The organism is Shinella sp. 20P9.1.1, assembly GCF_057798995.1.
The window spans coordinates 19990-36960 of record NZ_JBYOLC010000015.1 but is presented as its reverse complement, the minus strand read 5'-3'; the positions used below and the strand labels follow the sequence as shown (position 1 = coordinate 36960).

Genomic DNA, 16971 nt, shown 5'->3' with positions numbered 1-16971 from the left:
TCGCTTCTGCGGTTTCTTGAGGAAAAGGCGTCGGGAATATGCGAACCATCTTGTATTTTCTTCGCAGAGAAATACATCATTTCCCATCATTTCTTGAAAGGACAGGCCTTGCGCTCGACATTGACGGACATCGCCCGTGAAGCCGGCGTCTCGCCGGCGACGGTGGACAGGGTCCTCAACAACCGTCAGGGCGTGCGGGAACGAACCCGCGACGCCGTGCTGGAGACGGCTCGAAAACTCGGCTATCTCGCCGCGCCATTTTCGGAGGCGGCTGAGACGACAGGAAAAATCCGGCTCGATTTCGTACTGCCGGCTGGCACGAACACCTTCATCGCCAATCTTCTGACGCAGATCGTCAATCAGGGCGCCCTGCAGGACGATCTCGACATCCGCATCCAGTCGATCGAGGGCTTCAATCCGGATACACTCGCTCGAACTCTGCACGCTCTGATTGGAGTAACGCAGGGCGTCGGCGTCATTGCCCTCGATCATCCGACGGTTCGTGAGGCCATGCGCGCACTCTCGCTTTCCGGCATGCCGATCGTCACGCTTGCCTCGGACATCCTCCACGTTCCCCGCACGGGCTATGTCGGCATCGATAACCGCGCGGCAGGCAGGCTTGCCGGCTATCTGCTCGGCCGGTTCCTCGGCCGCGGCACCAAGCGCAAGATCGCACTATTTGCAGGGTCCCTCTCCTATCGCGGCCACGAGGAGCGCGAAATGGGCTTCCGGCATGTCATCATGGAAGAGTTTTTCGACCTCGATATCGTCGAGTTGCGCGAAGTCCGCGACGACCGGCAGCGCGCCTATGAAGAAGCGGTCGCTCTGCTCAAGCGCCACCCAGATTTGTCAGGGATTTACAATATCGGCGCCGGCAATGCCGGTATCGGGCAAGCCTTGCAAGAGGCGGGCATGGCTTCCTCCGTCATCTTCGTTGGTCACGAGCTTACGGAAAGCACCAAGCGCTTCCTTCTCGACGGCACCATTGATGCCGTTATAGACCAGAACCCGCGCGTGGAGGCGCGCGAAGCCATCTCTGTGCTCAAGAACACCATCCTTGGTCGAAAACTGGAACACCATCCTCCACGCCTTCAGGTCATCTTCCGGGAGAACATTCCGGAATCCTGAACGAAGAGCGCTGGGGCGAATCGACATTCACCGTAGCCAGATCATTGCAGCGACGAGATAGACGAAGCCCTCGAAGTGAATTGTGCGGCGGTCGTAACGTATTGCGAAACGATGGCAGTGTTTCATTCGGTTGAAACAACGCTCGATGCGGTTGCGGTGTTTGTAGAGGGCTTCCTCTGCGGGACGACCGCCTCGGCTCCATGTCTGTGATCCTATCCCGCAAGGCATTGCTATCATAGGCTTTGTCCGCCAGAACGGCATCTCCGCGCTGGGTCACAGAAGAGCCTGGGCTTGCGTGATGTCCCCAACTTGATCAGCCATTGTTCATCATTCAACTCATACCACTTCATACCCACGCAAACGCCTCCGTGGTTCAACACAGGGCTCTATGACTCAGCGATCTCGTGATTTCGGAATCCTGAATGTCGATCGGTGCCACCGCTTTCAACACCAGCGCTCGTCAGCAGGCCAAGCATACACGAGCATTCCTATCGGATCACACAATGGTGAAGGAAATGCCGACTATTCTTGCCAAAAGGGCCCGCTTCCAGGCTAAACTGCGAGCTGTCAAGCAATCTCGCGCGCCAAGGAAAGCACGTCATCTGCCATCATCGGATCGGTCGATTTCGAACGCGTGTGAGAAGCATTTAGCCGCCGAGCGACGATATCGTGGTTGAGCCACAGCACAGGACCGGAGGGCTCCGAGGATTCGCCGAAGATAAGCTGCCCGGTCGCCTCCACCACGAGACCGCTCAGGAGATCACCGAGCATAAACTTGCTGTCCCGGTGCATTTGGGTGATTTCATTTGATGTTCCGATTGTCAGATCGGCCTGGGCTTGACTGTTTGCCATTGGCCAGGCCGAGAAATCATAGAACGGACGCATGACCTCGCTGGCCTGCATATCGGTGATCTTGTGGAAAACGTCCTCCATGGTCAGGCCATCTGCCAAAAGTGCCTGACCGGCCTGCCACTGCTCGTCGGCCCACCCGCCTCCATTTTCCTTTTTCAAGGCGAGCAAAAGTGGGATCAGCGGCAGCTCGATCCCCGTGAACACGTCGGACGAATTGGTGCGGATTTCGGGGCAATTGTAGACGGTTGCCTTGACTCCCGCCGCCCAAGCCTGCTCAGCAATGCTCTCAAGCCGCATCTTGGCATACCCTTGGGTGTAGTTGGTGTATGTCTGCCAACGGTAGCTTCCATCGATCAGTACTGCCGATCCATGGTAACCGTATGCCGTGTAGCGGACCTGACCGCCCGAAGCTTCTACCCGTCCACGGATCGCCGCGCTGAGATCTATGAGATGGCGAAATGTGTTGGCTGATACGTCATCAAAGTTCTGCAGGATGAGCTTGCCCATGTCGCTGTCCAGCAACGTCTGCGACGACATGTGGCGTGGTCCGGTCCCCTTGTATATCCGATTGGCGACGACCAAAAACACCTTCGCTTTTGGGATGCCGCCAGCCATTGTGTGTGCAAAGAAGACATTGCGGCCGGCAGCGACCATTCCGTCGAGGACGGCCATGGCTTGCGAAAGAGCTTCCGTAAAACGAGCCGTGGCTATATCGCGGCATTGCTCTACGTAATCCCAGTCGACTTTGTCGGTTTGCCAGCTTTCAAGCGTCATCTTGGACAGGAGGTCGGTTGGCGTAGGACCTCCAGCGGGTGCATCAAGGTCGAAACCAGCCATGAGCGGGATGTTGATGATTTTGCCGCCCAGCCGTTCTTCGGCGACAGCCAGTTCGTCGGCATCAAGCGGCCGCAACACGTTGTTTTCATCGCGTCGCCCAACGGTGAACCCCACGATCTGCATTCCGGCCCGTCGGGCTTCGTCGAGAAGGCCGGTGGCATATCCACGACCGAACAATTCGCCGAAGAGAACGAAAACGTCGCCTTTTCGAAATACAGTGTTCTCGGAGATGCGCGTCAAAGCGATCGGTTTATCCATGCTGCATGCTCTCTGATTCGTATTGTCGAGCAATGGCTCAGACATCTTTCACTATGGAATGCCCGCACTCGCGGGCAATAGGAACTCATTTTCGGTGACGGTTCATTTCAAAACGTGAAGTCGCTTCCTGATATTCTTCAAGTTTAGTGAGATGCTGAAGCAGCGAACGAATGGCCAAAGCAGCCTTGCGACGCATTCTGGGCCAAAACACCATCTGGCCTGATGCGCGTTACCATCGCCGAATGAACGCCTTCTGGGCGTCTCACAACGTCGATGCCTTCATGTTTCCGCTCCTTTCCCAGCGGGAAAATTACGGCTGAAAACTCAAGTTATGAACGGTCCAGCTTTTCGCAATCAGAGCGCCAGATCGACCAACTGCGGGAGGCGATGCCGGACGGGGCGACGCGTGATCATGAGAGCGTCTCATTCTCTGTCATTTGCCCAGTTGCTCGCTACACATGAAGTGAGTATCGAGGACGAAGTGAATCTGGGAATACCGCACCGCATGAGCGAAGATTGGGGACATTTCGACGAGGACCTGGAGCGCGCCCGTGTCGCATGGCTCTATTTCATCGGCGGGCAGACCCAGCAGGAAATCGCCCAGCGAATGAACATCACGCGGCTGAAGGTCAACAAGATCATCGGCCAGGTGCGCGAATCCGGCTTCGTGCAGGTCAATGTCAGCCTGCCGCTCACCGACTGCATCGAACTCGCCGAAAAAGTTTCCGCCCGCTACGGCCTCGTCGACGCCATCGTGGTGCCGGATCTCGACGATTATCTCGAGCAGAAACGGGTGATTGGTGAGGCGGCCGGCTCGCTTGCCAGCGACCTGATCGAAGGCCGCGACATGGGCGTCGGCATCGGCTCGGGTCGAACCCTGAGCTTTGCCGTGCGCAGCCTGCGGGCAAAACCGAAATCGGAAAGCTGGGTCGTCGGCCTCACCGGCGGCGTCACCAGCGGCTCGGCCACCAACACGTTCGAGGTGGCAACCGCCTTTGCGCGTGCGCTCGGCGTCGAATGTCACTATCTGACGGCGCCAATCTATTGCGCCAATCCCGAAAGCCGCAACGCCCTACTGCTCAACGACGAGCTGACGGACGTGCTAGCGCGCACCGAGATCGCCGATATCGGCATCGTATCCTGCGGCGCGCTGGCGCAGGATACATCGCTGACGCAGATCCGCGTGGTGAAGGACAATCTCGACACGGTGCTGAAGCGCGGTGCGGTTGGCGAATTCATGGGCTGGTTTCTCGATGCGCGCGGCCAGGCGATCGATCATTTCCTCAACGACTCGATCATCGCGCTGCCGCCGGACAAGCTAAAGCTGAAACCAATTTCCGTGCTGGTTTCCGGCGGTATTCGCAAAATCCCGATCATCCGGGCGATCCTGCGCGCCGGCTATGTCAACCGGCTTGTCACCAACGAAGGTGTCGCGCGGGCCCTGCTGCAAGGCCCGCGCTGAGCATTCAATCAGGCAAGCGCCTTCTGAAGTGCAGCCGTCATGGCGCGCAGTGTCACGAACGTCGACGCCGCACCGGGGTCGATATGGCCAACCGAGCGCTCTCCAAGCTTCGCCGAGCGGCCACGGCGTGATTCCAGTGCCGCCGTCGCCTTCATGCCAGCCTCGCCGCCGCCGCGCGCGGCAACCAGCACGTCCAGCGCGGAGCCGCCGTCCTTCGCCACCGCTTGGCCGGCTTCGACCGCCGGCACCCAGGCGTCGATCATCGTCTTGTCGCCGGGATCAGCGCGGCCGCGATCGCGAATGCCCTGACAGGCGGCACTCAGCCATTCGGCCATGCCCGCACCATCGAGGTTGAGGCGGTGGCTGACGGCCGTGCCGGCGCGCAGGAACGCGGTGGCGTAGAGCGGACCGGAGGAAGCGCCGACAGCATCGAGGAAGGCCTTCGCCATGCGCTTGCAGATGCCCTCGATCGTCTCGTCATCCTGGCTGTCTTCTAGCGCGCTCTGTACGGCTTTCCAGCCGATCTCCATCGTCACACCATGGTCGCCGTCGCCGATTACGCCGTCGAGTTCGGAAAGCCAGTTCTTCTCCGCGATGATCTCGTTGCCGACGGCATGCATCATCATCTTGAAGATGACAGGCGTGACGTCGCCTTCGGTCAGAAGCTCGCGCGGCTTTTCCTGTGCGGCTGCCGTGCTCTCGGCAGCCTTGACGGCCTTGCGGCTGCGCGCGGCAATGCCGTCGGTCTTCTCGAAGGCGCCGACGACGAGGGCCGGCGTGCGGCAGGGATGATCGAGAAGCGCCTGCAACGTGTCGTCGAGCTTCATCAGCGTAACGGAGGCGCCGGCCATTTCCAGCGAGGTGGCATATTCACCGACCCAGGAGGCATGGATTTCGATATCCAGTGCATCGAGCCGCTGCTTGACGCGGCGGAAGATGAGGTAGAGCTCGATCTGCGACGTGGCGCCGAGACCGTTAACGAGAACGGCAACGCGCTCGCCCGCCTTCAGGCCAAGCTCCTTGATGACGGCATCGACCAGTTCGTCGGTCACCTCGTCCACCGGCGCAAGCTTCTGGCGGCGGATGCCGGGCTCGCCATGGATGCCCATGCCGATTTCCATCTCGTCGTCACCGATTGTGAAGTTCGGCTTGCCGGTCTGCGGCAGCGAGCACGGGCTGAGCGCCACACCCATCGAGCGGGTCGCCTCGTTCGCTGCCTGCGCCAAGGCTTCGACGCGCGCCAACGGCTCGCCGAGATCGGCGGCGGCACCGGCGACCTTGAAGACGAAGAAGTCGCCGGCAATGCCGCGGCGTTCGGATTTGCGCTCGATCGGGGCGGAAGCAACATCATCGGCAACCGCGACATGGCGCACGGCGATACCGGCCTGTTCCAGCTCTTCCGCGGCCATGGTGAAGTTCAAGACGTCGCCGGTATAGTTGCCGTAGAGCATGACGACACCGACGCCGCCATCGACGGCGCGGGCGGCTTCGACGATGTGTGACGGCGAGGGGGAGGCGAAGACGTTGCCGACGGCGGCGGCATCGGCAAGGCCGCGCCCCACATAGCCGGCAAAGGCCGGCTCATGGCCGGAGCCGCCACCGACGACGATGCCCACCTTGCCATCCCGCGGGCCATCGACGGCGACGACGGCCCGTCCGGTAGACCCTTCCACGCGCAGCATGTCCGGATGCGCGCCGACCATGCCTTCGATCAACTCCGCGATGATGTTTTCCGGCGCGTTGATCAGCTTCTTGGTTTTGACTTCCTGGTTCATTTTCTTGTCTTTCGTCAGATCGATGCGGCGGCTTGCGTCAAGCGTCACGGCGCAGATAACGGCGGGAAATGGCGTCGAAGGAAATGGCGAGCACGACAATCGCGCCCGAGACGATGCCCTGCCAATAGGGAGAGACGCCGAAGAGCACGATGATGTTCTCGATGATGGCGATGATGCCGGCACCGAAGATCGCCCCGATCGGGCTGCCGATGCCGCCCGTCGTGGCGACCCCGCCGATGACGGAGGCGGCGATCGGCGCCAGAACCCAGGTATCGCCGATCGACGGCTGGGCGGTGCCGAGGCGCGCGACCATCAGAACGCCCGCCAGTCCGGCGATCGCGCCGGCCACGCCGAACACGAGAAGGCGTATCTTGTCGACCTTGATGCCGAGCATGCGCGCACCGGCCTGGTTGTTGCCGATCGCATACATGTAGCGGCCGAACGGCGTCTTCAGCATGACGAAGGTGGCGAAAGCCAGCGCCACGAGCATGATGAGGAAGGGGACCGGCACGCCAAGCAGGTCGCCACGGCCGAGATAGTGCACGTCCTTCGGAATGCCGGTGATTGCGACGCCGCGCGTCAACACCAGGTTTGCCCCGCCGAAGATGCCGGCCGTGCCGATGGTGAGCACCAGCGAATGCAGCCGCAGCACCGTCACCAAGAGGCCGTTGAGAAGGCCGAGGCAGCCACCGAGCAGGATCGCCAGCAGCATGGCCGAATAGGGCTCGAAGCCGAGCCGCACCATCAGGATTCCGGAGATGACGCCGCACAGGCCGCCGATCACGCCGAGCGAAAGATCGAGTTCGCCCAGCACCATCAGCATGGACTGCGCAATGGTGATCAGGCCGACGAAGGCCAGCCCGCGCGCGATGACCGACAGGTTATAGGGCGTAAGGAAGTAGGGAGAGACCAGCGCGGACAGCGTGAAGATGACCGCCAGCGCGACGAAGACGCCGGCAATCGGGCTGCGCGCCAGATGCGCGAGGGCGCTGGTTTGCGTGGAACTAGTGTGCATGGGCTTTCGCCTCCGTGCCGAAGATGGCGCCTACGAGGGTTTCATTGCTGGTGTTCGTGGTGTCGAACTCGCCGGTGATGCGGCCATGGTGCATGGTCACGATGCGGCTTGCGCATTTCTTGAGTTCGTCGAGTTCCGAGGAGACGAGAATGACGCCTACGCCCTCCTCGGCCAGACCCTTCATGATCTTGTAAATCTCGGTCTTGGTGCGGATGTCGATGCCCTTGGTCGGTTCGTCGAAGATCAGCACGCGCGGCCGCGTCGCCATCGCCCGGCCGATGATGGCCTTCTGCTGGTTGCCGCCGGAGAGCTGCGAGATGCGCTTGCCCATGCCGGAGGTGCGGATGCCGTAGTCGTCGATGATCTTCTGCACCGCCTCCCGCTCGCGGCCGCGGCTGATGCCGAACGAGCCCTTGGTCAGCGAGAGGATGGAAATGCCGATGTTTTCGCGCAGCGACAGCAGCGGGAAGATACCGTGATGCTTGCGCTCCTCCGAGAGGTAGAGCATGCCGCCGCCGACCGAGGCGGATGTGTCGTTCAACGCCCAGGGCTTGCCGTCGACCGTCACTGCACCCGCCTTGGCTTTCAGGAAGCCGAAGACCGTCTGCATGACTTCCGAGCGCCCGGCGCCGACGAGCCCGGCAAAGCCGAGAATCTCGCCACGGCGCAGGGTAAAACTGACATCGTGGAAACGGGCGCCGGAAAGCCCGCGCACATCCATGATCGTGTCGGTAGCAGGCCCTTGCGGGCGAAAATGTTCGTCGAAGGCGAGGTCCCGGCCGGACATGGCACGGATCAGGTCCGCTTCGCCGATGTCCATAATCCGGCCACTTTCGACCTTCTCGCCGTTGCGCAGCACCGTGTAGTCGTCGCCGATCGCAAAGACCTCGTCCATCTTGTGGCTGATGAAGACGATAGCGTGGTCGCGGTCGAGCAGGCCGCGGATGACCTTGAAGACCCGATCCACCTCGACGCGCGTCAGTGACGAGGTCGGCTCATCGAGAATGAGGACCTTCATGTCGGCATTGGTGCAGGCGCGTGCGATCTGCAGCAGCTGCTGGTCGGAGACGGAAATGTTGGCGACCAGTGCGCGCGGATCGGCCTCGATGCCGAAGCGTTCGAGATAGGTCCGGGCTTCCTCGACGAGCGCACCGCGATTGACGAGACGCCCGCCATGCCCTGTCCGTTCGAACGGCATGAAAAGGTTTTCCGCAACGCTCATCTGCGGGAAGAGATTGAGCTCCTGCGGCACATAGGCGACGTTCTTGTAGAGGCTCGCATCCTCTGCCGGGTCACGCCCGTCGATCAGCACCTGGCCGCGTGAGGGTCGGTCGGTGCCGGTAAGGATCTTGACGAGGGTGGATTTGCCCGCACCATTCTCGCCGGCGAAAATGTGCGTGCGGCCGAGTTCGATCGACAGATCGACCCCGTCGAGGGCGGTCACGCCGGGAAAGTCCCGGCCAAGGCCGCGGGTTTCGAGATAAGCCATGGGATACCTGCGCGCAGGATGAAGACAGAAGAGGCGCGGGAAAACCCGCGCCTCGCGGCAATCCGGTTTCTGCCGGATCAGCCGCCGACGTTTTCCTTGGTGAGAAACGCGTTGCCGGTGTCGAGGTAACCCGGCACCTTGGCGCCCGTTGCCTGCGCCCAGAGCAGCATGACCGACCAGTAGCCCTGCAGTTCCGGCTGCGAGGCGGAGGAGCTGTCAGCGACGCCATCGCGGATCATGTCGAGCATTTCCGGAAGGTTGTCGAGACCGACGAGGGTAACCTTGCCCTGCTTGCCGGCTTCGACGATCGCCTGGCCGATACCGATCGGGCCAGCGGCGTCGGACGCGACCCAGCCTTTGAGGTTCGGGTTTGCCTGCATGATGGCGGCGGCCTGCTGCTGCGCCGTCTCGATGCTGTCATTGTCGATGCCTTCGGCAACGACCTTGATGCCCTTGTGTTCGGCAAAGACCTGGCGGTGGCATTCGGCGCGGATCGAATGGTTCGGCGCGGTCGGCACGCCCTGCATGATGGCGACTTCACCTTCACCACCGAGAACCTCGACGAGGCGGCGGGCCGCGATCTTCGCCTGCTCGCAGAAGTCGGAACCGATATAGGGGATCGCCATGCCTTCCGGCGGGATCGAATCGAAGATCACCAGCGGAATCTTCTGGTTCTGCGCTTCTTCGAGCGAGGCGCGGTTGCCCGAAGGGTCGAGCAGGTCGAGCGCGAGGCCGTCGGGCTGCGTCGCGAGCGCGCTGTCGATGATCTGGTTCTGCTGGACGACGTCGGCGGACTGCGGTGCCGAATAGATGACTTCAACGCTCGAGCCGGTCTGCGCCTTGATCGCGGCAGCGGCGGCCTGTGCGCCTTCGTTCACCTTGTCGAACCACGGATGCACGACCTTCGGCACGACGACGAAGCGATAGCTGTCCTTCTTGGTGGTTCCGGCAGCGTCCTGCGCCGAAGCGACGACGGGCAAAGCGAATGCGGCGGCGCACGCCAGCAGCATGGCAAGTTTCTTCATGATGACCTCCCTTGGAGCAGGCGAAATTTCCTCCCGCCTGAGTGATGGAACGAGGGCTTTGTATCGGGGGCTTGCTCCCAAAACCCACGCGGCAATGGATACATATGTAATAAAAAAAATACAAGAGTAAATTTGAGGATGCATCGAATACCCAAACTTCGGGGACAGATGCGTGGAAACCACGATGATGATCACCATCGGCCTCGTGGTACTTTGGAATACTACCAATCGCTCGACTGGAACGAACAGGCGCTCGGCGCCATCCGCGTCGCGTCTTCTTCGGGAACGCTCGTGCCGCTTTCCAGCTTCGCGACGATCACGCGCAGGGCAGGGCCGGTCACCGTCAGCCAGGCCGGCCAGCTGACCGCCGTCACGCTGTCGTTCAACCTTCCCGCCGGCGTTTCCCTCGGCACGGCGACCGCCCGGATCGATGCGCTAAAGCGGGAGATCGCCCTGCCCTCGACGGTGACGACGAGCTATGCCGGCGCCGCGCGGGTCTTCCAGCAGGCCAGCGACAATACGGGCCTGCTAATCGCCGCCGCCGTGCTGACGATCTATATTGTGCTCGGCGTGTTCTACGAGAGCCCGGTGCATCCGCTGACCATCCTGTCCGGTCTGCCCTCGGCCGCCTTCGGCGCGCTGCTGGCATTGAAGCTCTGCAGAATTGACCTCTTCGTCATCGCCCTGATCGGGCGCCTGATGCTCATTGGCATTGTAAAGAAGAACGCCATCATGATGGTAGACGTTGCCCGGACCCTGCAACGAGATGAAGGACGCCCGCCCATCGAGGCCATTCACGATGCCGCCGTCAGGCGCTTCCGGCCGATCATGATGACGACATTCTGCGCGCTGCTCGGGGCCGTGCCGATCGCGGTGGGCACGGGCGCGAGTTCTGAATTGCGCCAGCCGCTCGGCATTGCCGCCATCGGCGGCCGATTGTCAGTCAGGCCCTCACACTGTTCATGACGCCGGCCATCTTCGTCGAGATCGAAAGGTTGTTCGATCTGCTGAAGTCGCTTCTGCCGAAAGTTCGGGCGAAAACCGCAACCGCATAACCGGTGCAGCCGGAGAAAGTCGGACCAAATGAATTTGCCGGATAGCGCCGAGATCGACCACCGCAACATCGATATGTCGCAATCGCCAAACACATTTCGGCGAACTTTATACACCGCAAGTCTTCGCCGAAAAATCCAGCCGCCGACAGGAGAACGGAATGAGCAATGAAGGGGGATCGACCTACCCCCGGGGGATAGCTGCGCGTTGGACGTCGAGTGCCAAAAGTGGCGTCGGCACCGCTCTTTCGTCGGCGAGCCGTGTCTGGTTCACTGTCAGCCACGGCATTCTCAACGAGATCTACTATCCGCGGGTGGACCGCGCCTGCACGCGTGATCTCGGCCTGATCGTCACGGGTCCCGAGGGCTATTTCTCCGAAGAGAAGCGGCACGCGCAGCACCTGATAGAACCCGTCGAAAATGGCGTTCCCGCCTATCGCCTGAGCAATATCGCGATGGACGGCGCATATCGGATCGAAAAGCGTGTCCTGACGGATCCGGTGCGCCCTTCCGTGCTGCAGGACATCGTCTTCACGCCTCTCAAAGGCCAGCTCGGCGACTATCGTGTCTACGTCTTGCTCGCTCCGCATCTTTTCAACTGCGGCATGGGCAACTCGGCCTGGATCGGCGACTACAAGGGAACACAGATGCTGTTTGCGACCGGCCGCGACGGCATTTCGCTGGCACTCGCATCGTCCCTGCCCTGGCTATCCAGTTCGGCCGGATATGTCGGGGTATCAGACGGCTGGCGGCAGCTTGTGAACCAGGGCATGCTCGAGCCCGGCCAACTGCGTGCCGATGAGGGCAATGTATCGCTCACCGGCGAGATCGGTTTCTCACAAGAAAACGACCGGGTGTTTCTCTCCCTCGGGTTCGCTGGCGAGCCGGAAGAGGCAGGCTACAACGCGCTCGCCAGCTTGATGGCTGGTTTCGACGCGGCGGCAAGGCCTTATGTGTCCGGCTGGCGGACCTGGCAAGCCAGCCTGGAGAAACTCGACAGAATTGCCGAGAGCGGGAGGAATATCTACCGCATCAGCACCGCCGTTCTTGCGACCCATCGCTCCTCCGCCTTTCCCGGCCCGGTCGTCGCCAGCCTGTCCATCCCCTGGGGTTTTAACAAGGGGGACGACGATCTCGGCGGATATCACCTCGTCTGGCCGCGCGACCTTGTTGAGACGGCGGGCGGCTTCCTGGCGGCGGGAGCCCGCCAGGAAGCCGTCGAAATTCTCTCCTATCTGCGTACTATCCAGGAGAGCGACGGACACTGGCCGCAAAATGCCTGGCTGGATGGAACCGCCTACTGGGACGGTATCCAGATGGATGAATGCGGTTTTCCGATCCTGCTTGCAGACGCACTTCGCCGAAACGGCGCGCTGCCGCGTGATAGCCTCCCCTCCTTCCTGCCGATGATCGAAGGGGCGGCCGGCTACATCTCCCGCAACGGCCCGATTACCGGCGAGGACCGGTGGGAGGAGGATGCGGGATATTCGCCCTTCACGCTGGCGGTAGAGATCGCCGCGCTGCTCGCCGCTGCCGATTTTCTGGAGGATTGCGGCAAACCCGCCATGGCGACGTATCTGCGCGAGACCGCCGACGCTTGGAACGACCAGGTCGAGCGCTGGACCTATGTGAACGGCACGGATATCGCGACCGCTCTCGGCATCGACGGCTACTACGTGCGTATCGCACCTCTGGATATCGCCGACGCCTCGTCCGCCTCCCGCGGATACGTGCCGATCAAGAACCGGCCGCCTGGCGATACGGACCGGTTTGTTGAACAGATCGTTAGCCCCGATGTGCTCGCGCTCGTCCGCTTCGGTCTGAGATCGGCGGACGACCCGCGCATCGTCAATACGGTCAAGGTCATCGATGCGCATCTGCGCTGCGACCTGCCGCAAGGCCCGGTCTGGTACCGCTACACTGAGGACGGCTACGGCGAGCACGAAAACGGCGCCCCCTTCGACGGCACAGGAAAGGGCCGGCCGTGGCCGCTGCTGGTGGGTGAGCGCGCCCACTACGAACTGGCGGCGGGGCGCAGACAAAGCGCCGAAAGCCTGCTCGCCACCTTCGAGGCCTGTGCGGGACACGGCGGCCTGTTGCCGGAGCAGGTTTGGGATGGTGACGACCTGACGGATCGGGAACTTCTGCGTGGCGGCCCGACGGGAAGCGCCATGCCGCTCGTGTGGGCGCATGCGGAATATATCAAGCTGCTGCGCTCGCTGCGCGATGACGCCGTTTTCGACATGCCGCCGCAAGGGCCGAAGCGTTATATCGCCGACAAGACCGGTTCAACGCTGCGGACCTGGCGCTTCAACAATAAGATCCGGTCCATGCCGGCGGGAAAGACGCTGCGGCTGGAGTTGCCGGCGCACGCCATAGTGCATTGGAGCACGGACGGCTGGGCCAACAGCCATGACGATGCCACCCGCGCAAACGACTTCGCCATCCACCTGCTCGACCTGCCGGTCGGGGATCTGAAATCTGGACAGACCATCATGTTCACCTTCTTCTGGCCGGACGGTGGCAATTGGGAAAATATCGACTTTTCCGTCGCGGTCGTCCCGCCGGACATGCCTTGAAGAAACTCAGCTTCGTCGAAAGGACACGTTATGCAGATCGGAATGATGGGACTTGGCAGGATGGGCGCGAATATGGTGCGGCGCCTTTTGCAGGACGGCCATGAGTGCGTCGTCTACGACATCAACCCTGCGAGCGTCGCGGCCCTCGTCGCCGAAGGTGCCACCGGCACCGCCTCGATGGAGGAATTCGTCGCCAAGCTCAGGAAGCCGGCCTGCGCCTGGCTGATGTTGCCTGCGGCGATCACCGGTGCAAATGTCGACAAGCTCGCCGCCTTGATGGAGGCTGGCGACATCATCATCGACGGCGGCAATTCCCACTATCACGACGACGTTGACAAGGCCGAACAGCTGCGAGCCAAGGGTATCGACTATGTCGATGTCGGTACGAGCGGCGGCGTGTGGGGCCTGGAGCGTGGTTATTGCCTGATGATCGGCGGTCCGGACGCGGCCGTACATCATCTCGATCCGGTGTTTGCGACGTTGGCTCCGGGCAATGCGGACGCGGCGCCGGTTGTCAGCGAAGGCATGCGCACGGCGCACCAGGGTTATCTCCACTGCGGCCCGAGCGGTTCCGGCCATTTCGTCAAGATGGTCCATAACGGCATTGAATACGGCATGATGGCGGCCTATGCCGAGGGCATGAGCATCCTGAAGGCCGCCAATGCGGGCAAAAGGTTGCGTGATGCCGATGCCGAAACCAGCCCACTGCCAACCCCGCAATATTACAAGTTCGACATCGACCTGGCGGCGGTATCGGAAGTCTGGCGGCATGGCAGTGTCATCAGTTCCTGGCTGCTCGACCTAACGGCCGATGCCCTGAAACAGGACCCGGAGCTTTCGGCCTACGGCGGCAGGGTTTCCGATTCCGGCGAAGGACGCTGGACGCTAAAGGCGGCGATCGATACAGGCATTCCCGTGCCGGTCCTGTCGTCAGCGCTGTTCCAGCGGTTCAATTCGCAGGGCGAATCACTCTACGCCGACAAGCTTCTGTCAGCCATGCGCTTCGCCTTCGGTGGTCACCATGAGAAGCCGAAAATCGGCAAATGAGCGTTCTTGAACCGAGGAAGCGAACGTGACCGAAACCGGATCCGACAGCGCGCAAGATGCCAGCGGAATCGCCTGGTGCTTTCTCGTTCGCGTCCTTGACGATACCTCCGCATCGCACATCTACCGGCCGCGCACCTGGGGGCCGACCGGGGCGACGGCGAAGTTCGCACCTGTAAACGCCTAGGTCGGGGCCGTACAAATGAGCGATGGAGAACCAATGTCACAGCAATGTCCAAACGTTCCGCCGGAAAACCAGACGATCGTTCTGGCCGTGGACATTGGCGGCTTGCACGTGAAAATCCTGACGAACGCACCGGATGCAAAGCCCTTGCGGATGGATTCCGGGCCGAAGATGACGGCAAACCAGATGGTCGATGCCGTGAAGACCCTCGCATCAGGGCTTTACTACGACGTTGTGTCGATCGGTTTTCCGGGGCCGACCCGTACCAACAAGGCGCTTCTGGAACCGGTGCATCTTGGAAAGGGCTGGCTTGACGCCGATTTCGCGGCCAGCTTCGGCAAACCCGCAAAACTCGTCAACTTTGCGCTGATGCAGGCCATCGGCAGTTATAGCGGCGGACGCATGTTGTTCCTTGGGCTCGGCACGGGGCTCGGAGCAGCCTTGGTTCTGGAGAACGTCGCGCATCCGCTGGAACTCGCCCATATGCCCTATCGCAAGAGCCGCAGCTTCGAAGACTATGTCGGCGAGGCCGGTCTCAAGCGTCGCGGCAAGAAAAAATGGCGCGCAAGCGTATTCGACGTCGTCGAAAAGCTGCAAGCCGCGATGCTCCCCGACTATATCGTCATCGGCGGCGGCAACATCGAAATGCTGGACGAGTTGCCGAAGAACTGTCGGCGCGGCGGCAACCTCCACGCCTTCGAAGGCGGCTTCCGACTCTGGCAGGACAAGATTGTCTTTGCCTAGTGCAATTCCAGCAAAGTGCGAAACAGTACAGCGCCCAGGATTGCGTCAGCAAAAAGAGATAGAGTGCCTTCGCCCTTGGGACAAAAGCGGGACCGCTCCGAGGTCGTTTCATCGAGAACGAATGGCTTGAAAACAGGTTGAGGCAGGCTAGGTTGCGTCCAGAAGCATTGTTGATATGGCGAGCTTCAAGGCCTCACGCCCCGTGATTGGCCGTTTCCATTCCACTACGGGAAAGGCTTGATGAGCGGCTTTCGGAGACTTTCGGACGCGGCGCTGGTCCTTCGGCTCCAACGGGCGGCCTTCTCTTATCTGATAGACTATGCCGACGAGCACACAGGCCTTGTCGCGGATACGTCGCGTCCCGGCTCACCCTGCAGCATTGCAGTGGTCGGCCTTGCCTTGTCGGCCTATCCCGTCGCGGTGCAAAACGGCTGGCTGTCGCGCGCGCAGGCCGTCGACCGGACGCTGCGGGTGCTGCGGTTCCTGCATGATGCCTCCCAAAGCGAGGCGCCCGACGCCACGGGTTACAAGGGTTTCTTCTATCATTTTCTCGATATGAAGACCGGTAGGCGCGTCTGGCAGTGCGAACTGTCGCTCATCGATACCGCGCTGCTCATGGCCGGTGTGCTGGTGGCGGCCGGCTATTTCGACCGCGGCGGCGAGGAAAATGAAATCCGCGATCATGCCGATGCGCTCTATCGTCGTGTTGATTGGCACTGGGCGCAAAATGGTACTTCCGGCCTTTCGCAAGGGTGGAAACCCGAATGCGGGTTTCTCCACTATGGCTGGGAGGGCTACAACGAGGCGCTGATCCTGTATGTCCTCGGGCTCGGGTCGCCGACCTTTCCGCTGGCGGCCGGCTGCTATGAGACATGGAGCCTCACCTATCAGTGGGAGAACCTCATGGACCGGAACGTGCTCTATTCCGGCCCGCTCTTCACGCATCTGTTTTCGCATGCGTGGATCGACTTCCGCGGTATCCGCGACGCTTTCATGCGCGAGAAGAACAGCGATTATTTCGAGAATACCAAAAGCGCGATCGCTATCCAGCGTGAATACTGCGAGCGCAATCCTTACGCTTTCGCGGGCTATAGCCGCGATTTCTGGGGCGTGACGGCAGGAGACGGACCATCGGTCGCAGCATTGCGTCAGAGCGGGTGGGACCGCCGGTTCTTTGGCTACATGTCGCGTGGCGTACCCTACGGCCCAGACGACGGCACGATCTCTCCGTGGGCGATGCTCGCGACTCTGCCCTTTTCGCCGGAGGCGGCGCTTTCCGGCACGCGCCGCCTTCTCGAATGCTATCCGCAGGTTTGCTCCAAGGACAGGTTCTCCAGCGGCTTCAACCCGACGCTGAGCAGGGATGCGGGTGGATGGTTGTCAGAGGGTTGGTACGGGCTCGACCAGGGTCTTCTTGCCATGTCGCTCGAAAATCACCGGACCGGCCTGATCTGGGAGATCATGCGCGGTTGTGGATACATACGCGACGGTCTTACGCGAGCCGGGTTCGAAGGCGGATGGTTATAG

Annotated in this window: 12 protein-coding genes and 1 pseudogene; 8 read left to right on the top strand and 5 right to left on the bottom strand. The window is 61.4% G+C overall.

Going from position 1 to position 16971, the window contains the following annotated elements; all coding sequences use genetic code 11:
- Window positions 1-108: 108 nt before the first annotated feature.
- Complete coding sequence (locus AC27VQ_RS22220) at window positions 109-1128, top strand: LacI family DNA-binding transcriptional regulator (RefSeq protein WP_488718022.1); 1020 nt, start codon at window positions 109-111, stop codon at window positions 1126-1128.
- A 567-nt stretch (window positions 1129-1695) separates the two neighbouring features.
- On the opposite strand, the gene AC27VQ_RS22215 is transcribed toward AC27VQ_RS22220, so the two are convergent.
- Complete coding sequence (locus tag AC27VQ_RS22215) at window positions 1696-3075, bottom strand: enoyl ACP reductase FabMG family protein (RefSeq protein WP_488718021.1); 1380 nt, start codon at window positions 3073-3075, stop codon at window positions 1696-1698.
- Between the two features lie 170 nt (window positions 3076-3245).
- Here AC27VQ_RS22215 and AC27VQ_RS22210 point away from each other — a divergent pair, with 170 nt between their 5' ends.
- Window positions 3246-3395 carry a hypothetical protein gene (locus AC27VQ_RS22210; RefSeq protein ID WP_488718020.1) on the top strand — a complete coding sequence of 50 codons (150 nt, stop codon included), beginning with the start codon at window positions 3246-3248 and terminating at the stop codon, window positions 3393-3395.
- Window positions 3396-3580: 185 nt separating this feature from the next.
- Window positions 3581-4537: a sugar-binding transcriptional regulator gene (locus AC27VQ_RS22205; RefSeq protein ID WP_313525547.1), complete on the top strand. Its 957-nt coding sequence runs from the start codon at window positions 3581-3583 to the stop codon at window positions 4535-4537.
- An 8-nt stretch (window positions 4538-4545) separates the two neighbouring features.
- On the opposite strand, the gene dhaL is transcribed toward AC27VQ_RS22205, so the two are convergent.
- From dhaL to AC27VQ_RS22185, 4 genes are all read right to left on the bottom strand, one after another.
- A complete protein-coding gene (gene dhaL / locus AC27VQ_RS22200; protein WP_488718019.1) occupies window positions 4546-6312 on the bottom strand; it encodes a dihydroxyacetone kinase subunit DhaL in 1767 nt (588 codons plus the stop codon).
- Window positions 6313-6349: 37 nt separating this feature from the next.
- Entirely contained in the window at window positions 6350-7327 is a 978-nt protein-coding gene (locus tag AC27VQ_RS22195) for an ABC transporter permease (RefSeq protein WP_488718018.1), read from the bottom strand.
- The gene (locus AC27VQ_RS22190) at window positions 7317-8816 is read right to left on the bottom strand and encodes a sugar ABC transporter ATP-binding protein (RefSeq protein WP_488718017.1); all 1500 of its coding nucleotides are present in this window, start codon (window positions 8814-8816) and stop codon (window positions 7317-7319) included. The genes AC27VQ_RS22195 and AC27VQ_RS22190 overlap by 11 nt, the downstream gene beginning before the upstream one ends.
- A gap of 77 nt (window positions 8817-8893) precedes the next feature.
- Window positions 8894-9841, bottom strand: coding sequence for a substrate-binding domain-containing protein (locus AC27VQ_RS22185; RefSeq protein WP_488718016.1), 948 nt, complete (start codon window positions 9839-9841; stop codon window positions 8894-8896).
- Between the two features lie 213 nt (window positions 9842-10054).
- Between AC27VQ_RS22185 and AC27VQ_RS22180 the strand changes: the two are divergent.
- From AC27VQ_RS22180 to AC27VQ_RS22160, 5 genes and pseudogenes are all read left to right on the top strand, one after another.
- A pseudogene (locus AC27VQ_RS22180) lies at window positions 10055-10896 on the top strand (efflux RND transporter permease subunit); the annotation flags it as partial.
- Window positions 10897-11054: 158 nt separating this feature from the next.
- A complete protein-coding gene (locus AC27VQ_RS22175) occupies window positions 11055-13472 on the top strand; it encodes a glucan 1,4-alpha-glucosidase (protein ID WP_488718015.1) in 2418 nt (805 codons plus the stop codon).
- 30 nt (window positions 13473-13502) lie between these two features.
- Window positions 13503-14519, top strand: a complete 1017-nt coding sequence (gene gnd, locus AC27VQ_RS22170) for a phosphogluconate dehydrogenase (NAD(+)-dependent, decarboxylating) (protein ID WP_488718014.1) — start codon at window positions 13503-13505, stop codon at window positions 14517-14519.
- Window positions 14520-14736: 217 nt separating this feature from the next.
- Window positions 14737-15444: an ROK family protein gene (locus AC27VQ_RS22165; RefSeq protein WP_488718013.1), complete on the top strand. Its 708-nt coding sequence runs from the start codon at window positions 14737-14739 to the stop codon at window positions 15442-15444.
- A 240-nt stretch (window positions 15445-15684) separates the two neighbouring features.
- Entirely contained in the window at window positions 15685-16971 is a 1287-nt protein-coding gene (locus AC27VQ_RS22160; protein ID WP_488718012.1) for a glucoamylase family protein, read from the top strand.